At 74.2% G+C, this 14,079-nt stretch carries 15 protein-coding genes; 10 read left to right on the top strand and 5 right to left on the bottom strand.

What is annotated here, in order from left to right; genetic code table 11:
* Window positions 1–183: 183 nt before the first annotated feature.
* Window positions 184–1,761, bottom strand: coding sequence for a DUF6851 domain-containing protein (locus OG946_RS18785; protein WP_326797220.1), 1,578 nt, complete (start codon window positions 1,759–1,761; stop codon window positions 184–186).
* A gap of 1,008 nt (window positions 1,762–2,769) precedes the next feature.
* Window positions 2,770–3,231, bottom strand: a complete 462-nt coding sequence (locus OG946_RS18780; RefSeq protein ID WP_326797219.1) for a hypothetical protein — start codon at window positions 3,229–3,231, stop codon at window positions 2,770–2,772.
* 350 nt (window positions 3,232–3,581) lie between these two features.
* On the opposite strand from OG946_RS18780, the gene OG946_RS18775 reads away from it, so the two are divergent.
* Genes OG946_RS18775 through OG946_RS18740 form a run of 8 tightly spaced genes read left to right on the top strand, consistent with a single transcriptional unit; the run spans window position 3,582 to window position 10,142 of the window.
* Window positions 3,582–4,817 carry a polyprenyl synthetase family protein gene (locus OG946_RS18775; protein WP_326797218.1) on the top strand — a complete coding sequence of 412 codons (1,236 nt, stop codon included), beginning with the start codon at window positions 3,582–3,584 and terminating at the stop codon, window positions 4,815–4,817.
* Window positions 4,814–5,611, top strand: coding sequence for a class I SAM-dependent methyltransferase (locus OG946_RS18770; RefSeq protein WP_326797217.1), 798 nt, complete (start codon window positions 4,814–4,816; stop codon window positions 5,609–5,611). The genes OG946_RS18775 and OG946_RS18770 overlap by 4 nt, the downstream gene beginning before the upstream one ends.
* Window positions 5,612–5,622: 11 nt before the next feature.
* The gene (locus OG946_RS18765; RefSeq protein ID WP_326797216.1) at window positions 5,623–6,231 is read left to right on the top strand and encodes a hypothetical protein; all 609 of its coding nucleotides are present in this window, start codon (window positions 5,623–5,625) and stop codon (window positions 6,229–6,231) included.
* Window positions 6,228–7,520 carry an FAD-dependent monooxygenase gene (locus tag OG946_RS18760; RefSeq protein ID WP_326797215.1) on the top strand — a complete coding sequence of 431 codons (1,293 nt, stop codon included), beginning with the start codon at window positions 6,228–6,230 and terminating at the stop codon, window positions 7,518–7,520. The genes OG946_RS18765 and OG946_RS18760 overlap by 4 nt, the downstream gene beginning before the upstream one ends.
* On the top strand, window positions 7,517–8,428 hold the full coding sequence (locus OG946_RS18755) for a UbiA family prenyltransferase (protein WP_326797214.1): 912 nt from the start codon (window positions 7,517–7,519) through the stop codon (window positions 8,426–8,428). The genes OG946_RS18760 and OG946_RS18755 overlap by 4 nt, the downstream gene beginning before the upstream one ends.
* A gap of 54 nt (window positions 8,429–8,482) precedes the next feature.
* Entirely contained in the window at window positions 8,483–8,818 is a 336-nt protein-coding gene (locus tag OG946_RS18750; protein ID WP_326797213.1) for an ArsR/SmtB family transcription factor, read from the top strand.
* Between the two features lie 2 nt (window positions 8,819–8,820).
* Window positions 8,821–9,540 (top strand): cation transporter, encoded by a 720-nt coding sequence (locus OG946_RS18745; protein ID WP_326797212.1) that lies wholly within the window; start codon window positions 8,821–8,823, stop codon window positions 9,538–9,540.
* Window positions 9,537–10,142: a methyltransferase family protein gene (locus OG946_RS18740; protein ID WP_326797211.1), complete on the top strand. Its 606-nt coding sequence runs from the start codon at window positions 9,537–9,539 to the stop codon at window positions 10,140–10,142. Before OG946_RS18745 ends, OG946_RS18740 begins: the two co-directional genes overlap by 4 nt.
* A gap of 12 nt (window positions 10,143–10,154) precedes the next feature.
* On the opposite strand, the gene OG946_RS18735 is transcribed toward OG946_RS18740, so the two are convergent.
* The 3 genes from OG946_RS18735 to OG946_RS18725 all read right to left on the bottom strand — a co-directional run bounded on the left by OG946_RS18735 (window position 10,155) and on the right by OG946_RS18725 (window position 12,615).
* Window positions 10,155–11,183, bottom strand: a complete 1,029-nt coding sequence (locus OG946_RS18735; RefSeq protein ID WP_326797210.1) for a C40 family peptidase — start codon at window positions 11,181–11,183, stop codon at window positions 10,155–10,157.
* Between the two features lie 113 nt (window positions 11,184–11,296).
* Window positions 11,297–12,232 (bottom strand): M56 family metallopeptidase, encoded by a 936-nt coding sequence (locus OG946_RS18730; RefSeq protein WP_326797209.1) that lies wholly within the window; start codon window positions 12,230–12,232, stop codon window positions 11,297–11,299.
* A complete protein-coding gene (locus OG946_RS18725; protein WP_326797208.1) occupies window positions 12,229–12,615 on the bottom strand; it encodes a BlaI/MecI/CopY family transcriptional regulator in 387 nt (128 codons plus the stop codon). The genes OG946_RS18730 and OG946_RS18725 overlap by 4 nt, the downstream gene beginning before the upstream one ends.
* A gap of 99 nt (window positions 12,616–12,714) precedes the next feature.
* On the opposite strand from OG946_RS18725, the gene OG946_RS18720 reads away from it, so the two are divergent.
* Window positions 12,715–13,290 carry a hypothetical protein gene (locus OG946_RS18720; protein ID WP_326797207.1) on the top strand — a complete coding sequence of 192 codons (576 nt, stop codon included), beginning with the start codon at window positions 12,715–12,717 and terminating at the stop codon, window positions 13,288–13,290.
* A gap of 78 nt (window positions 13,291–13,368) precedes the next feature.
* Window positions 13,369–14,058, top strand: coding sequence for a DsbA family protein (locus OG946_RS18715; protein ID WP_326797206.1), 690 nt, complete (start codon window positions 13,369–13,371; stop codon window positions 14,056–14,058).
* Window positions 14,059–14,079: the final 21 nt, after the last annotated feature.

Here is a 14,079-nt window from a genome sequence, read left to right as displayed (position 1 = left end):
AGCGCGGGAGTTTGCTCCGTCGCGACAGGGGAACCCACCGAGCTACTCTCCGCCCGCCGCCCCGCCGCCCCACTCGCCAGGGAACCAGCGTCGGAGTCCCAGCCGGTAGAACCCACCAGATAAGGGACTTCCGGCACACGCACCGAGTGCCGGAAGTCCCTCTTTACTACTAGGCCAGGGCCGTCAGCTCTCGCCGTCGCCCTCGCCCTTGACCTGCCGCTGGATGAACTCGTAGGCCAGGTCGCCGAACTGCTCGCCGAAGGCCATGGACCGCTCGACCGTCTTCGTGAAGTGGACGCCGCCGTCGACCCGGCTGTAGGCGCACCGTTCGTTGAAGTCGGTCCAGGTGGGGAACGACACCCGCACGTTCTTGGTGGGAGTGATCCCCGGCTCCACGATCGACTTGCCGACCTCGAAGTCGAACTCCCAGGCCAGCTCCTCCGTGCCGAAGAAACGCCGCGCCGTCTGCGCGGCGGCCGACGCCACGGTGGTCGAGCCCGAGGGGTACTCGGGGTGGTCACCGGTCGGCAGGAAGGGCGCCCACTCGTCGGCCGGGATGTCGTTGACCGTGCCCATGCCGACACCGCCCCACGCGGTCAGCTTCTGCCGGCCGTACACATGCCGGACCGCGGTGACCGGCCGCACGGCTTCGTACATGCGCTTGTAGCGCCAGGCGGCGATCAGCGTGTCGAAGGTCGCCAGGATGTGCTGGAGCATCCAGTGGGCCCAGCCGTGCACGCCCAGCTCGTTGTTCTGGTCGTGCTTCAGGGCGATCTCGATGGACGAGTGGCCGATGCCCCACAGCTTGTTCTCCATGATCTCGGCCAGCGCCTTGCGCTCGTCATCCAGCGCCGCGGACGCCTCGATGATCTCGTCCACCGACCGCTTGTAGGCGCGAGGGTCGGTGTGATCGGTGTGATCCGGGGGTGCCAGGCGGAACTCGGCCGGATCCTTGTAGATGTGGGGCATGGTCACCGCGACCTGCGGGGTGACCATGTGCTGGGTGACGTAGATGCCCAGGTCGCCCGGGCCGCCGCCGGCGCGGCGGCCGTTGTGCCGCTGGAGCTGCGGCTGCCACTTGGAGGGGTTGTTCAGCTCGAAGGCGGTGTTGACCGGCACGAAGCCGGTGTAGTCCGCCCACGGCCGCGGGTTGTACTTGCGGCCGCCTTCGTAGCCGAGGGCGTTCATGCCGTCGTTCTTCAGGACGTTCCAGACGGCCTTGGCCGCGGTGTTGCCGATGCCGACCGGGGTGGTCAGGTCCTCGGACTGGTCGTCGGGGTCCAGACCGAGCGCGAGCATCATCTCCCGCAGGGGCTCCAGGTTGCGCGGCAGCAACTGGCTCCAGATGCCGCGCTGGGCGTAGATGCACGCGATGTTCATGTTCCGGTTGGTGGCCGACTCGCTGGACGGGCGGCGCGGAATCTGGCTGTACACACCGACCGCGGTCTCGTGATACGGGGCCAGGGCGTCGAACAGCGCCAGCATCGCCGCGCGGTTCATGAACAGGATGACCGTCACGTCCATCGTGCCGATGAACGCGTCGCTGGCCGACTGACCGGTCCGCGGGCCCGTGGGCTGGGCCCACTTGATGTAGTTGTCCTTGTCCAGGTCGGGAAGCTCGGGCGGCTCGTCGCTGCTGGCGGCCATGGCCGGGCGGGAGAGCGCCAGCGTGGACAGGGCGGCCGTCGAGCCGGCGCCGACGAGCAGCGACCTGCGGCCTATCGGGGAGCCTATGACGGGAGTGCGTCCGGAACTCGTCATGATCCTCTTTCTTCTTCTCGGCGGGGAGGGCCCGGGGGCGAACCTGAGATGCGGCCCTTCGAGGAAACGGGATCTCGGTGGTGTTGCGGCTGTGCTGCTGCTCTCCGGATTTCCGTGGAGAGCGGTGTGGGGGCACGTACGGCGGCGGGTGGCGGGTGAGACCAGCCGTCGCCAGAGGGAAAAGCGCTGCAGGATCCGGGATTTCATATGCGTCGGCCGCGGCGCGAAAGCGATCCGGAAATCCCTTCGGGTCCCGGCCGACCACGGCGCAGATTCGTTACGCCTGACCCGCGTACGCCACCGTCTCCCCGCTCGGTTCGCTCATCCCGGTTTCGCACGGCACGGCCGGCCGGCACGTTCTTCGGGTGGAGGTTTCCCGCGGTGGCAGCGGGTCTGGAAGGACAGGTTATGGTGTTGTTGGGCGTGGCCGCCAGACTGGCCGTGTCGTGTCACGTGAGAAAGGCGCATCGACCAGTCGGGCCGATTCTCCGAGGGCCGGGCAAAGCCCTTCCGCACCTATACCTTCGGACACCAAGAACTCCCAGCAGTCGACGCCGAATCACACCTTTGTGGAACCTGCGGGTCGGACGCTACCGACCGTCACTCAAGAGTCACTTGAAAGGAACTATGGCAGAGATCTTTCTTGACGTACCGAATCAGCCACGATAATTCACGGTGTGATGAAAACGACGCATCACCGCAAGCCGTAAGGCAAACCCGGATTGACCCGGAGGGCACATGACGGCGGGTGCGGCGGGTGCTCGCCGGGCGCACGGCGCGGTGGGCGGACCGTGCGGGCAGGTGCGCACCGGCCCTTCGAGGCCGACGGCGCCGGATCCGGCGAGCGTCATGACCGAGGTGGTTTTCCACAACCTGTGGGAACAGCCGCCGCTCGGCGGCGTCGTCACCGGGGAGTGCCGCCCGTACCGGCGGTGCGCACCCCCGGCGGGACGAGCCGGTGGCCGGGCGCGGGACGCCCGGCCACCGGTCGTGCGTGCTACGGGTCCGTCACTCGAAGACGAACGGGCCCGGGTTCTGCGGGGTCGTGGCGTCGCAGGTGGCCGTGATGCCGAGGACCGAGACGGTCAGGGACGTGGCCTCCAGCGAGTCGCCGGAGGCGACCGTGCCGTCGAGCGGGCCCGTGTCGGCCGGGGCGCCGGCCGGGATGGCCGGGTTGGAGCTGCCGGAGAACTCGACCGTGTCGGTGCCGTTCCGGGTGAGGGTGAGCGTCGAGGACGCGGAGTTCGCGCCGATCGGGATCGGGGCGGTGATGGCGTCGGTGGTGATGGTGATGGTCGCGGCGGTGCCGTCCTGCGTGGCTTCGAGCGTCGCCTCGCCGGCGCCCCAACTCCCGCAGTCGAACCCGATGGTGGCGGTCTGCGGCTCCACCGCCAGCGCGCTCGGCGCCGCGAGTAACAGCGCGCCGGCGACCGCGGCACCGACGCCCAGGGCGGTGCGTGCGTTCTTCATGGAGTGCCTCTTCCTGGTGGGGGGTCGGGGTGGATCACCCCGGATACGTAGGCATTGAGGCAGCTCCACCCCGCGAGGGCAAGACCGGCGACTCCATTTTTTTGTCATGAGCATCGCTATTGCGCCATTTTTGTTACCGGCGCGTCAACAAGCCCCGGAAGCCGTGCCGGAGCGCGCCCCGTACGCCGGACCGCCGGGCCCTCGCGGCGCGCATTTCCCCCGGTCGTGGGCCGCGTGGCGGGGAGCGTGCCCCCCAGTGGGGTGATCCTCAGTGCCCTGGGCTTTCGCGCCGTCGTTACCAGCCAAACGGGCGCCTACGCACCCTGCCCCCGGGAAGGCGGCTAGTCCTCATGCAGCGCACCGACGCCGGCCCGGCGTGCTTTCCGCTCGCCGAGTTGCGTCACGCCGTCGACGGCGGCATCGCCGCCTGGCTGGACCGCAGCGGTTCCGGCGCCGACGGCTCCGACCACCTGGCCACCGCGCAGCGCTGGGCGCTCTGCCCGCCCGGGAAGCTGCTGCGGCCGATCACCCTCCTCGCCGCCGCCGGTGCCGTCGGCGGCTCGTACGACGCGGTGCTGCCCGCGGCCGTGGGCATCGAACTCGCCCACGTCGCGACCCTCGTCCACGACGACATCATCGACGGCGACGAGCTGCGCCGGGGCAAGACCGCGGCGCACCGCGAGTTCGGGCTCGCGCACGGGGTACTGGCCGCCGACTCGCTCTTCTTCGCCCTCTTCGAGCAGGTCGGCGCCTGCCGGCAGGCCGGCGTGCCCGCGGGCCGCGTGCTCGACGCCGTCGAGGTCCTGGGCGCCGCCGGGCAGCAGACCGCGCGCGGCGTCGCGCAGGAGGTCGCGCTCAGCGGCAGCCTGCGCGAGGTGACCGCGGCGGCGGACGGGGGCATCGCCGCGTACGTGGAGATGGCGCGGCTGAAGAGCGCGTCGCTGTTCCACTCCGCGTGCCACGTGGGGGCGCTGCTCGGCGGCGGCGGCCCGGAGGAGACCCGGGCGCTCGCGGCGTACGGGGAGGCGATGGGGATCGCGTTCCAGATCCGGGACGACCTGCTGCCGTACGTGACCGACGGCGATGCCGGCGACGACGGGGACGGGGAGGACGGCGACGGAGGCGGCGGGCTGCGCGACGGGAAGCCCGTCTGCAGCGACCTCCGCAACCGCCGCCCGGCGCTGCCCGTACTCCTCGCCCACCGCCTCGGCGGCCGCGCGGAACGGGCCGCCCTCGTCGAACTGGTCGACGGCACGACCGACGAACACGCCCGCCAGCGGCAGCTCTCCCGGCTCGCCCACGACACCGGCGCGCTGGACGCGGCGCAGAGCATGGCCCGCGCGTACGTCGACCGCTGCCGGGAGGCGCTGGCGCCGGTACCCGCGGGCGCGGACCGCGACCGGCTCGCGTGGCTGGCCGACGAGGTGGCGGGCACGGCATACGGGCACGGGGCGGCGGGCACGGCGTACGGCAACGAGGGGGCGGGCACGCCGAACGGCAACGAGCTGGCGGGCACGGCGTACGGGCGCGAGGGGGTGGGCACGGTCTACGGCCACGGCCACGGCCCCGGCGGTGACCGGCCGTGAACGCGCCGCCCCCCGACCCTGCCACCCCCTTCGCCATGCCCCGCGGCGGCCCCGCCGCCGCCCGCTGGGACCGGCTCTACGAGACCGGCAGAGCCGAGTACATCGACCGCCCCGGCAACCCCGCCACCACCCGCCGCGTCCTCCGCGGGCTCGACCGGTTCCAGCGCCTCACCCTCGGCTACCGCACCTGCGCCCGCCTCACCGCCGCCGAGTTCGGCCCCGCCCCGCACCCCCGCGTCCTCGAACTCGGCGCCGGCTGCGGGCGGCTCGCGTACGGGATCCTCCGCGCCCACCCCACCGCCCGGGTCACCGCCAGCGACGTCAACCCGCGCGTCGTGGAGGAGCTGCGCGCCGGGCCGCTGGGCCGGCATCCGCGGGCCCGCTGCGCGGTGGTCGACGCGACGGCGATCGACGCCCCGGCGGGCGCGTACGACGTGGCGGTGATGGCGATGTCGCTGCACCACCTGCCGCCCGCCGGGGTGCTGGCGCTGCTGCGGGAGGGCACGCGGGTGGCGCGGACGCTGCTGCTCGTGGACGGGTGGCGGCACCCGCTGTGCCTGGCCTCGGTGCCGCTGATGTTCCTGACCGGCGGCCCGGCCCAGGCGCACGACGGCCTGATCAGCCTGCGCAAGGTCTACGGGGCCGCCGCGGTCCGGGCACTTGCGGGGGTGTGCGGAGCGCCACTGCGGGTGCACACTCGGTTCGCACTGCCGGGGTATCTCGTCGTCACCGCCACGCGGTCGTCGTACGCCCCGGCACCTGCCGTCCCGACCCGTCTCCGGACCCGAAAGTGAGCCGCAACGGTATGCCCACGAGGACCGAGTTCCTGCCCGCAGCCCACGACGACGACAACTCCGACACCTTCGGCACCGACACCGCCCGCTCGGCCATCGGCCGGTTCCGCAGCCCGCTGACGCGGATGCTGCTCGGCAGCGACGGTCTGACGACGACGCTCCTGGAGTCGTGGGCGGGCACGCCGATGCGGGTCGGCGACGTGGCGCTCCGGGTGGTCCGCCCCGAACTGGCCCCGCGCGGCGTCGTCGCGCTGCTGGGGACCGAAGGGGAGGTGCTCGTACGGCACTCGACGCTCACCGACGCCCGGGGCCGTGTGTGGTCGTGGAACCGGGTCGTGGCCGGCACCGGCGGCGACCCGGCGCTGCGGCGCTGCCTGACCGACGCCTCGGTGCCGCTGGGCCCCGCGCTGCGGGCGGCGGGCGCGCGGCTGGGGCGCACCGTCGTACGGGCCGGGGTCACGCCGTGGCCGCCGGAGCCGCCGGCGGAGGAGCAGGCGGAGGAGTCGCGGGCGGCGGCGTTCCGGACGTACCGGCTGTGGTGCGGGGACGACGTGCTGGCCGCCGTGCACGAGGTGTTCAACCCCGCGCACGTACCGGCGGACCTGGGGGAGACGTCATGAGCGGCGCGAGCGCGACGGCGGGGCCGCGGCGGCGGTTGCGTACGCAGGTCGCCATCGTGGGCGCGGGACCGGCGGGCCTGGTCCTGGCGAACGTCCTTTTACGGGCCGGAGTCGACGTCGCCGTCGTGGAGCGCCGCTCCCGCGCCGAGGTCGAACGGCGCGCGCGGGCGGGGCTGGTGGAGCACCGGGTCGTCGAGTACCTGCGCGCGCACGGCCTCGCCGACCGGCTGCTCGCCGAGGGCACCCGGCACGGCTGGTGCGATTTCCTCTGCGCGGGCCGGCTGCTTCGCTTCGACTACGGCGCGCAGTCCGGGGGCGTACGGCACTGGGTGTACCCGCAGCAGCTCCTGGTCCGCGACCTCATCGCCGACCTCGGCGCGGCGGGCCACAGCCCGGAGTTCGACCTGCCGGCGACCCGCGTGCACGCCGACGGCGCCGGGCCCGCGCGGGTGGAGTGCCCCGGGCTGGACATCGAGTGCGACTACGTCGTCGGCTGCGACGGCCCGCACGGCATCACCCCGCAGGCGCTGCCCCCGGACACCGCGCCGCGCGGCGAGCTGGACGAGCGCTATCCGTACGACTGGCTCACGCTTCTCGCGGAGGTCGACCGCGGGGTGCCGGGCGTGGTGTACGCCGTGCACGAGGACGGCTTCGCGGGCGTCATGCCGCGTACGTCCCGTATCGCCCGGCTCTACCTGGAGATCCCCGCCGGGGACGCCACCGCGCGCTGGACCGCCGCGCGGGTGCACGAGCGGCTGCGCACCCGGCTGGCGGGCGCGGGCGCCGCGGTTCCGCGGCTGGGGGGCATCGTGGAGACGGGCGTGCTGCGGATGCGCAGCAGCGTGCGGCAGCGGTTCCAGCACGGGCGGCTGTTCCTCGCGGGGGACGCGGCGCACGTGCTGACGCCCTCGGGGGCGAAGGGCATGAACCTCGCCGTCGCGGACGCCGCCGACCTGGCCGACGCGCTGATCCGCCGCTACCGGGACGGCGACGAGACGCACCTGGCCGGCTATACGGCCCGCAGGCTCCCGGAGGTGCTGCGGACCCGCGACCTCGCGGCCGGGTTCCTGGACCTGCTGCACCCGCAGGGCGAGCACCCCGCGGACCGCAGGGGGGAGCTGGCGCGGCGGCTGGAGCGGCTGCGGGAGCTGGCCGAACCGGGCGCCGCGGGCGCGGCGTTCGCGCACTGGTACGTCGGCACGGGCCCCGGCCTCCCCGCCGCACACCGCGTTCCGCACAGCGCCCCGCACACGACGCAGTCGAGAGAACCCAGGGGGTCCACTCCATGAGCCTTGCGGTCCAGGCGCGGGCGTTGTACGGCTTCTCGCGCGGCAACCAGGCGCTGCTGAGCATCGCCCAGCCCCTGGTCGGCGCGCTGCTGGCCACCGACCACCCCGCGCCTGGCCGCCTGGCCGCCGCCGTCTTCGCCACCGCCGCGGCGTTCTTCGCGGTCTTCGCGGCGAACGACCTCTTCGACGCCCGGCTCGACCGGCGCAGCGCGGCGATGGCCCACACCCGTGCGGCTCCCGACATCGACAGCGCGGGCGGCCGGCACCCGCTGGCGCAGGGCAGGCTGCGCTTCGCGGCGGGGCTCGTGTGGGTGCTGCTGCTGGGCGGGATCGCGCTGGCGGTGGCGATCGTGCTGAGCTGGGTGTGCGCGGTGCTGTTCGTCTGCGCGGCGCTGCTGGAGGCGGCGTACTGCAAGCTGGCCACGGTCACGGCGTACAAGTTCCTGCTCAGCGGGGCGATGGTCGCGATCGGCGCCTGCGCGGGCTGGTTCGCCTTCTCCGACACCGTCGACCCGCTGCGCCTCGGGCTGCTGGCGGTGTGGATGGCGGCGTGGGAGATCGGCGGCCGGAACATCCCCAACGACCTCGCCGACGTGGCCGAGGACACCCCGCTCGGCATCAAGACGGTGCCGATCGTCCACGGCCCCCGCGCCGCCGCCCGCCTCTCGGCGGCCCTGCTCCTGCTCACGGCGGCCACGGCCTGCGCCCTGGCCGTCGCGGCCTGGCCGTCCTACGGCGCGGTGGGCCTCGCGGTAACGGCCCTCACCGCGATCCCCACCCTCGTCCTCCCCGCCACCCACCTCCTCCGCCACCCGGAAGCCCCCACGGCCCTGACGGTCTTCAACCGCGCCTCGTTCCACCCCCTGGGAGTCCTCGCGGCCTTCGTGGCGGGATCGCTGGTGGTCTGACTCCCGGTCGATTCACTCTTCCCTGAATCCAGGATCCTCTGTATCGTCACCGGTGTGCTGACCACCGCCGTAGACATCGACGTGCTGGCCCGCTTCGGGCGGGCCCTTGCCGACCCCATCCGTTGCCGGGTCCTGCTCGCCCTGCGCGACGGGCCCGGTTATCCCGCCGAGTTGGCCGAGGCGCTCGGCGTCTCCCGGACCCGGCTCTCCAACCACCTCGCGTGCCTGCGCGACTGCGGGCTCGTCGTCGCCGTGCCCGACGGGCGGCGGGTGCGGTACGAACTCGCCGACGCCCGGCTCGGGCACGCCCTGGACGACCTGCGGGCCGCCGTCGTCGCCGTGGCGACGGACCGGACCTGCCCGGACGCCGACGCCGAAGGGTGCTGCTGACGATGGCCGCGAGCGTCGGTACCGGTCCCGGCCAGAGCCGGGCGGCCCTGCTCACCCGCCGGATACGGCTGCTGGTCGCGGCGACGATCGCGTACAACGTCGTCGAGGCCGTCGTCGCGCTGACCGCCGGGGCCCTCGCCTCCTCCGCCGCGCTGATCGGCTTCGGGCTGGACTCCGTCGTCGAGGTCTCCTCCGCCGCCGCCCTCGCCTGGCAGTTCTCCGCCGCCGACCCCGCCGCCCGGCAGGCCCGGGAGGGGCGGACGCTGCGGATCATCGCGGTGTCGTTCTTCGCCCTCGCCGCGTACGTCGCCGTCGACGCCGTACGGGCGCTGGCCGGCGGCGCCGAGGCGGAGCCGTCCGTACCAGGCATCGTGCTCGCCGCGCTGTCGCTGGCGATCATGCCGTTCCTGTCCGCCGCGCAGCGCCGCGCGGGCCGCGAACTCGGCTCCGCCAGCGCCGTGGCCGACTCCAAGCAGACCCTGCTGTGCACGTACCTGTCGGCCGTCCTGCTGCTCGGGCTCGTCCTCAACGCGACCGTCGGCTGGGCCTTCGCCGACCCGGTCGCGGCCCTGGTCATCGCCGCCGTCGCCGTACGGGAGGGCCGTAACGCCTGGCGGGGCGAAGCCTGCTGCGCCGTCCCGGGGGCCACCACCGGGAGCACCTCCGCCGGTACCACCGCCGCGTGCGACTGCTGCGGCGCGGATCGAGGAGGACCGTCATGAGCGGGTGGGCGTGGGCTGCGCTCGGGTTGTACGTGGCGTGGGGCGTCGCCGCGTTCGGGGTGCGCGGGGCCGTGCAGCGGCGGCGGACCGGGGACGCCGGGTTCCGGGGGATCTCCGGACGGCCCGGTGAGGTCGCGTGGTGGGCCGGAGTGCTCTTCGTCCTCGCCCTCCTCGGCGGCGCCGCCGCACCGGTGGCGACGCTCGCCGGGCTGCCGACCGCCGAGCATCCCGCGCTGCAGTGGGGCGGACTTGCCGTCACTCTCGCGGCGATGGGCGCGACCTTCGTCGCGCAGACGAACATGGGCGCCTCCTGGCGCGTGGGCGTCGCCGCCGGGGAGCGCACCGAGTTGGTCACCGCGGGCCTCTTCGCCCACGTACGCAACCCCGTCTTCACCGCCATGACCGCCGCCGCCACCGGCCTCGCGCTCGTCCTCCCGAACGCGGTCTCCCTCGCGGCCCTCGCCGCACTGGTCGTCGCGATCCAGTTGCAGGTACGGGTCGTGGAGGAGCCGTACCTGACGACGGTCCACGGCGACGCCTACGCCGCGTACACCGCCCGCGCCGGCCGCTTCCTCCCCGGCGTCGGCCGGCGCACAGCCTGACCTCTCGGGCCGTCAGGGGCGGCTGGCGGCGTAGAAGGGCATGCTGTCGACCGGGACGATCTCGACGTTCTTGCCGGTGCGGGGCGCGTGGATCGCCTTGCCGTCGCCGACGTACATGCCGTTGTGCTGCGTGTCGTTGTACCAGTAGATGATGTCGCCGGGCTGCATGTCCGCCTGGCTGACCTTGCGGCCCGCGTCGTACTGCTGCTTGACCGTACGGGGCAGCGAGACCCCCGCCGCGCTCCACGCCGCGCCCGTCAGGCCGGAGCAGTCGAAGGAGTCGGGTCCTGTGGCACCCCACTCGTAGGGCTTGCCGAGCTGGGCGTACGCGAAGTCCAGGGCCGCCTTCGCGCGGCCGCTCGCCGGGCCGTCGTAGGTGTCCGCCGCGTCGCTCGTGCCGGCCTCGGCCGCGTCGCGCTCCTCGGCGGCGTCGAGGCGGGCGCGTTCCTCGGCGGTCAGGGAGTTGAGGAGCTTGCGCGCCTCCGCCAGCTTCGCCTGGACCTCGTTCTTCTTCTCCGCCGCGGCGGTACGGAACTCCTCCGCCTCGCGCAGCTTCGCCGACGTCTCCTTGCGCTGCTGCGCCAGCTCCCGCTGCTTGTCCTGGAGCACGCCGAGCGCCGACGCCTGCCGGTGGCCGACGCGGTCGACCAGCTCGGCTTCCTGGAGGTATTCGTCGGGGTCGGCGGAGAGGGCGAGTTGCACGCTGGGGTCGATGCCGCCGTTGCGGTACTGCTCGGCGGCGAGCGGGCCTATCCGGTCCCGTAGCTCGTTGATCTCCTGCTGCTGGCGGGCCGCCTCGTCCTGCGCCTTGTCGGCCTCCTTCTGGAGCCCCCGCTGGCGCTCGCGGGCGGCGTTGTACTCCTCGGTGGGCCCCGTGGCCTCCTCGTACAGCTTCTCCACCTCCGCGCGCACCTCCTCGACGGTGGGCTTCGGCTCGGCCTGGCCGCTCTGGGTCGAGAGCAGGGTGAAGGCCCCGGCGGCGAAGGAGAGGGTCGTGATCCGGGCGCGGCCGGGGGACTTCGGGCGGCGGTGCGCTCCCATGGCGGAGTTGCTCCTCATCCTCGGCGGCGACAGGGACCGAAAGGCAACTTAGTAGATTAGTAGAAGCGCGGGCAAGCGACCCCCCTGCAAGCCGGGGCCGGGGGTACGGGCCGTCAGACCAGCGCGGGCGGGCAGGCCACCAGCAGCGGCACCAGCGGCACCGTCAGCGCGACCGCCGCCACCGCGCCCCGCAGCACCGGGTGCGCGCGCCGCCGCGGGCCCAGCACCCGGCGCAGCCGCACCGGCACCGTGCCACCGCCGACGGCGAACGCCCCGCTCGGCGCGCGGCAGGCCGCCATCTCGTACATCGCCGTGGCCAGCACCCCGCCCGGGTGCCGCCGCAGCGCGCGGTCGTCCGCGGCCATCTCCAGCAGCAGCGCCGTCTGCCGCCGTACGTGCCGCGCCAGCGGCAGCCCGCGGAGCACGGCGGCGAAGCCGTCCGCCGCCGCCTGCGGCAGGTGATGCCGGCCCGCGACGTGCGCCCGCTCGTGCTCCAGGACCGCGTCGACCTGCGCGGCCGACAACAGCCGCAGCGCGCCCTCGCTGACGACGACGCGCGCGCGGCGGCCCGGCAGGCAGTACGCGACGGGCGTGCCGTGCGCCACGACGGTGGCGCCCAGCGCGGCGGACCGGCGGCCGACCATGTCGAGGACGGCGCGGTGCCGGGCCCGTACCCGCCGCGCCCGCAGCGCGTGCACGCCGACGCTCACCGCCACCGCCCCGGCCACGGCCGCCGGTAGCACCCCCGCCAGCCGGCTCGCGACGCCCGGGTCGGGCCGCCCGGTGCCGAGGCCGAGGTCCACGCCCCGGTCCAGGCCCAGGCCGCAGGAGTGCAGGAAGCCGACGAAGCTGGCGTGGAGATGCTCGGTGGGCGTCGCCAGGTGGTACGCGGCCAGCGCCACGGAGAGCGTGAACGCCACCGCGAGCGCGTGCCACACGACGACCGCGAGCCGCGGCGCCCGGTGCGGCCACGCGGCGCGCAGCACGAGGCGCGGCGCGACGACGCCCAGCACGGCCGCGTACCCCAGGACGGGCAGCGCCTCGCTCACCCCGGGCCCCGGCTCTCGCCCCGGCGGCCGGCGTCGCTGTCGCGCAGCGCCTTGCGCAGGGCGGCGACCTCGTCGTCGGTCATGCCCTCGACGAAGTGCGCGAGGGCCGCGGACCGGTCCTCGCTGGCGCCGAGGGCGTCCTCCATCAGCGCGGCGGAGTACGCCTCCCGGCTGCGGACGGGGGTGTAGAGCCAGGCCCGGCCCTGTTTCGTACGGACCAGCCAGCCCTTCTGGTACAGGATGCTGGCGACGGTCATGACCGTCGTGTAGGCCAGCTCGCGGTCGTTGTTGATGTCGTCGACGATCTCGCGGACGGTGGCGGGGCGCTCCCACTTCCACAGCCGGTCCATGATCTCCGCTTCGAGATCCCCCAGCCGCCGCATGATCGTTTCCCCTCCGCAGGCGATGCGCGCAGCCACATCGTAGCCAGGGGCGGACCGGGGCCCGGGGGCGGTGGCGGTGCTGGTTAGGCTGCGACGACCATGACCGCCCGTATGTCCTTCGCGCCCGCGCCCGCGCTCGCCGCCGGGTGCGTGCTGCTGCCGCAGCTCGGGGCGGTGCTGCCCGCCGGGGCGCTGCGGGCGCAGGGGTGCCTGTGGCTCTTCGCCGTCTCGGCCGTCGCCGGGTGGCTGGTCGCGGGGCGGCAGCGGCGTGGGGAGACGGGCGGGCTCGCCGTCCTCGTCGCCGCGCAGCTCGCGCTCGACCTGCTGTGCGTGGTCACCGCCCCCGCCGTCGCCGGCCCGGGGCACCCGCCGTGGGGGCTGCTCGCCGCCCAGGCCGTCGCGCTGCTGATCTCCGCGCGGCTGCTCGGCGCCGCGGACGCGCTGCTGGCGCGCGTCCTGACGGTGGTCGCCGAGGTGCGCGGGTACGTCCTCGCGCACCGGCTCGTACGGGCCGCGCACCCCGCGTACGCGCCGCCCCGCCCGCCGCTCCCCGCCGCCCAGGCACCGCCCCGCCGGCACCGCGGCCCGGCGCGGCTGCGGCTGCGCGCGCCCCCGGCGTACGGCCTGCTCCCCGCCCGGCCACCGGTCCCGGGCCGCCTCGCCCTCGCCTCCTGACGGTCGCGGGCGGGCGGTGCCGACCGGCGCCGCCGGTACGTACGCCACCGCCCGCCCGCACCCCGTCGTGAGGAATTCATGCCAGAGAACCGCACCACCACCGAGAGCCGGAACAAGAAGAAGCACCTCTACGCCACCGTGATCATCGCCGGTGTCTTCGTCGCGGTCTTCGCCCTCGCCGCCGCCTTCCTGCCCGGCGACGACTCCCCCACCGACGCCACGCCCGCCGCCGACGCCCGCGTCGTACGCGCCGACAGCCACCGTCTGACCTCGCCCGCCGACAGCGAGCTGACCCTCGTGGAGTTCCTCGACTTCGAGTGCGAGGCGTGCGGCGCGTACTACCCGGCCGTCGAGAAGCTCCGCGAGCGCTACGGCGACCGCGTCACCTTCGTCGCCCGCTACTTCCCCATGCCCGGCCACCGCAACGGCGAACTCGCCGCCCGCGCCGCCGAAGCCGCCGCCCGGCAGGACAAGTTCGACGAGATGTACCGCAAGCTCTTCGACACCCAGGCGGAGTGGGGCGAGGCGCAGGAGTCGAAGGAGGACGTCTTCCGCGGCTTCGCCCGCGAACTGGGCCTGGACATGGCCCGCTTCGACCGCGACCTGGCGGCCGAGCGCACGGCCGACCGGGTACGGGCCGACCAGCGCGACGGCCTCTCCCTGGACGTCCAGGGGACGCCGACGTTCTTCCTCGGCGGCGAGAAGATCTCCAACCCGCAGTCGTACGAGGACTTCGCCGCCGCCATCGACGAAGCACTCGCGCGCTGAACACGGCTTCAGGCGGCTCAC

It is taken from the genome of Streptomyces sp. NBC_01808 (assembly GCF_035917395.1).
Classification (GTDB): Bacteria; Actinomycetota; Actinomycetes; order Streptomycetales; family Streptomycetaceae; genus Streptomyces.
This window is presented reverse-complemented; position numbering and strand designations above follow the sequence as displayed.

Bases quoted from the DNA above. Each gene is read 5' to 3' on its own strand.
- OG946_RS18785 (WP_326797220.1), bottom strand. From the start codon at position 1,761: ATGACGAGTTCCGGACGCACTCCCGTCATAGGCTCCCCGATAGGCCGC.
- OG946_RS18780 (WP_326797219.1), bottom strand. From the start codon at position 3,231: ATGAAGAACGCACGCACCGCCCTGGGCGTCGGTGCCGCGGTCGCCGGC.
- OG946_RS18775 (WP_326797218.1), top strand. From the start codon at position 3,582: ATGCAGCGCACCGACGCCGGCCCGGCGTGCTTTCCGCTCGCCGAGTTG.
- OG946_RS18765 (WP_326797216.1), top strand. From the start codon at position 5,623: ATGCCCACGAGGACCGAGTTCCTGCCCGCAGCCCACGACGACGACAAC.
- OG946_RS18760 (WP_326797215.1), top strand. From the start codon at position 6,228: ATGAGCGGCGCGAGCGCGACGGCGGGGCCGCGGCGGCGGTTGCGTACG.
- OG946_RS18755 (WP_326797214.1), top strand. From the start codon at position 7,517: ATGAGCCTTGCGGTCCAGGCGCGGGCGTTGTACGGCTTCTCGCGCGGC.
- OG946_RS18745 (WP_326797212.1), top strand. From the start codon at position 8,821: ATGGCCGCGAGCGTCGGTACCGGTCCCGGCCAGAGCCGGGCGGCCCTG.
- OG946_RS18740 (WP_326797211.1), top strand. From the start codon at position 9,537: ATGAGCGGGTGGGCGTGGGCTGCGCTCGGGTTGTACGTGGCGTGGGGC.
- OG946_RS18735 (WP_326797210.1), bottom strand. From the start codon at position 11,183: ATGGGAGCGCACCGCCGCCCGAAGTCCCCCGGCCGCGCCCGGATCACG.
- OG946_RS18725 (WP_326797208.1), bottom strand. From the start codon at position 12,615: ATGCGGCGGCTGGGGGATCTCGAAGCGGAGATCATGGACCGGCTGTGG.
- OG946_RS18720 (WP_326797207.1), top strand. From the start codon at position 12,715: ATGACCGCCCGTATGTCCTTCGCGCCCGCGCCCGCGCTCGCCGCCGGG.
- OG946_RS18715 (WP_326797206.1), top strand. From the start codon at position 13,369: ATGCCAGAGAACCGCACCACCACCGAGAGCCGGAACAAGAAGAAGCAC.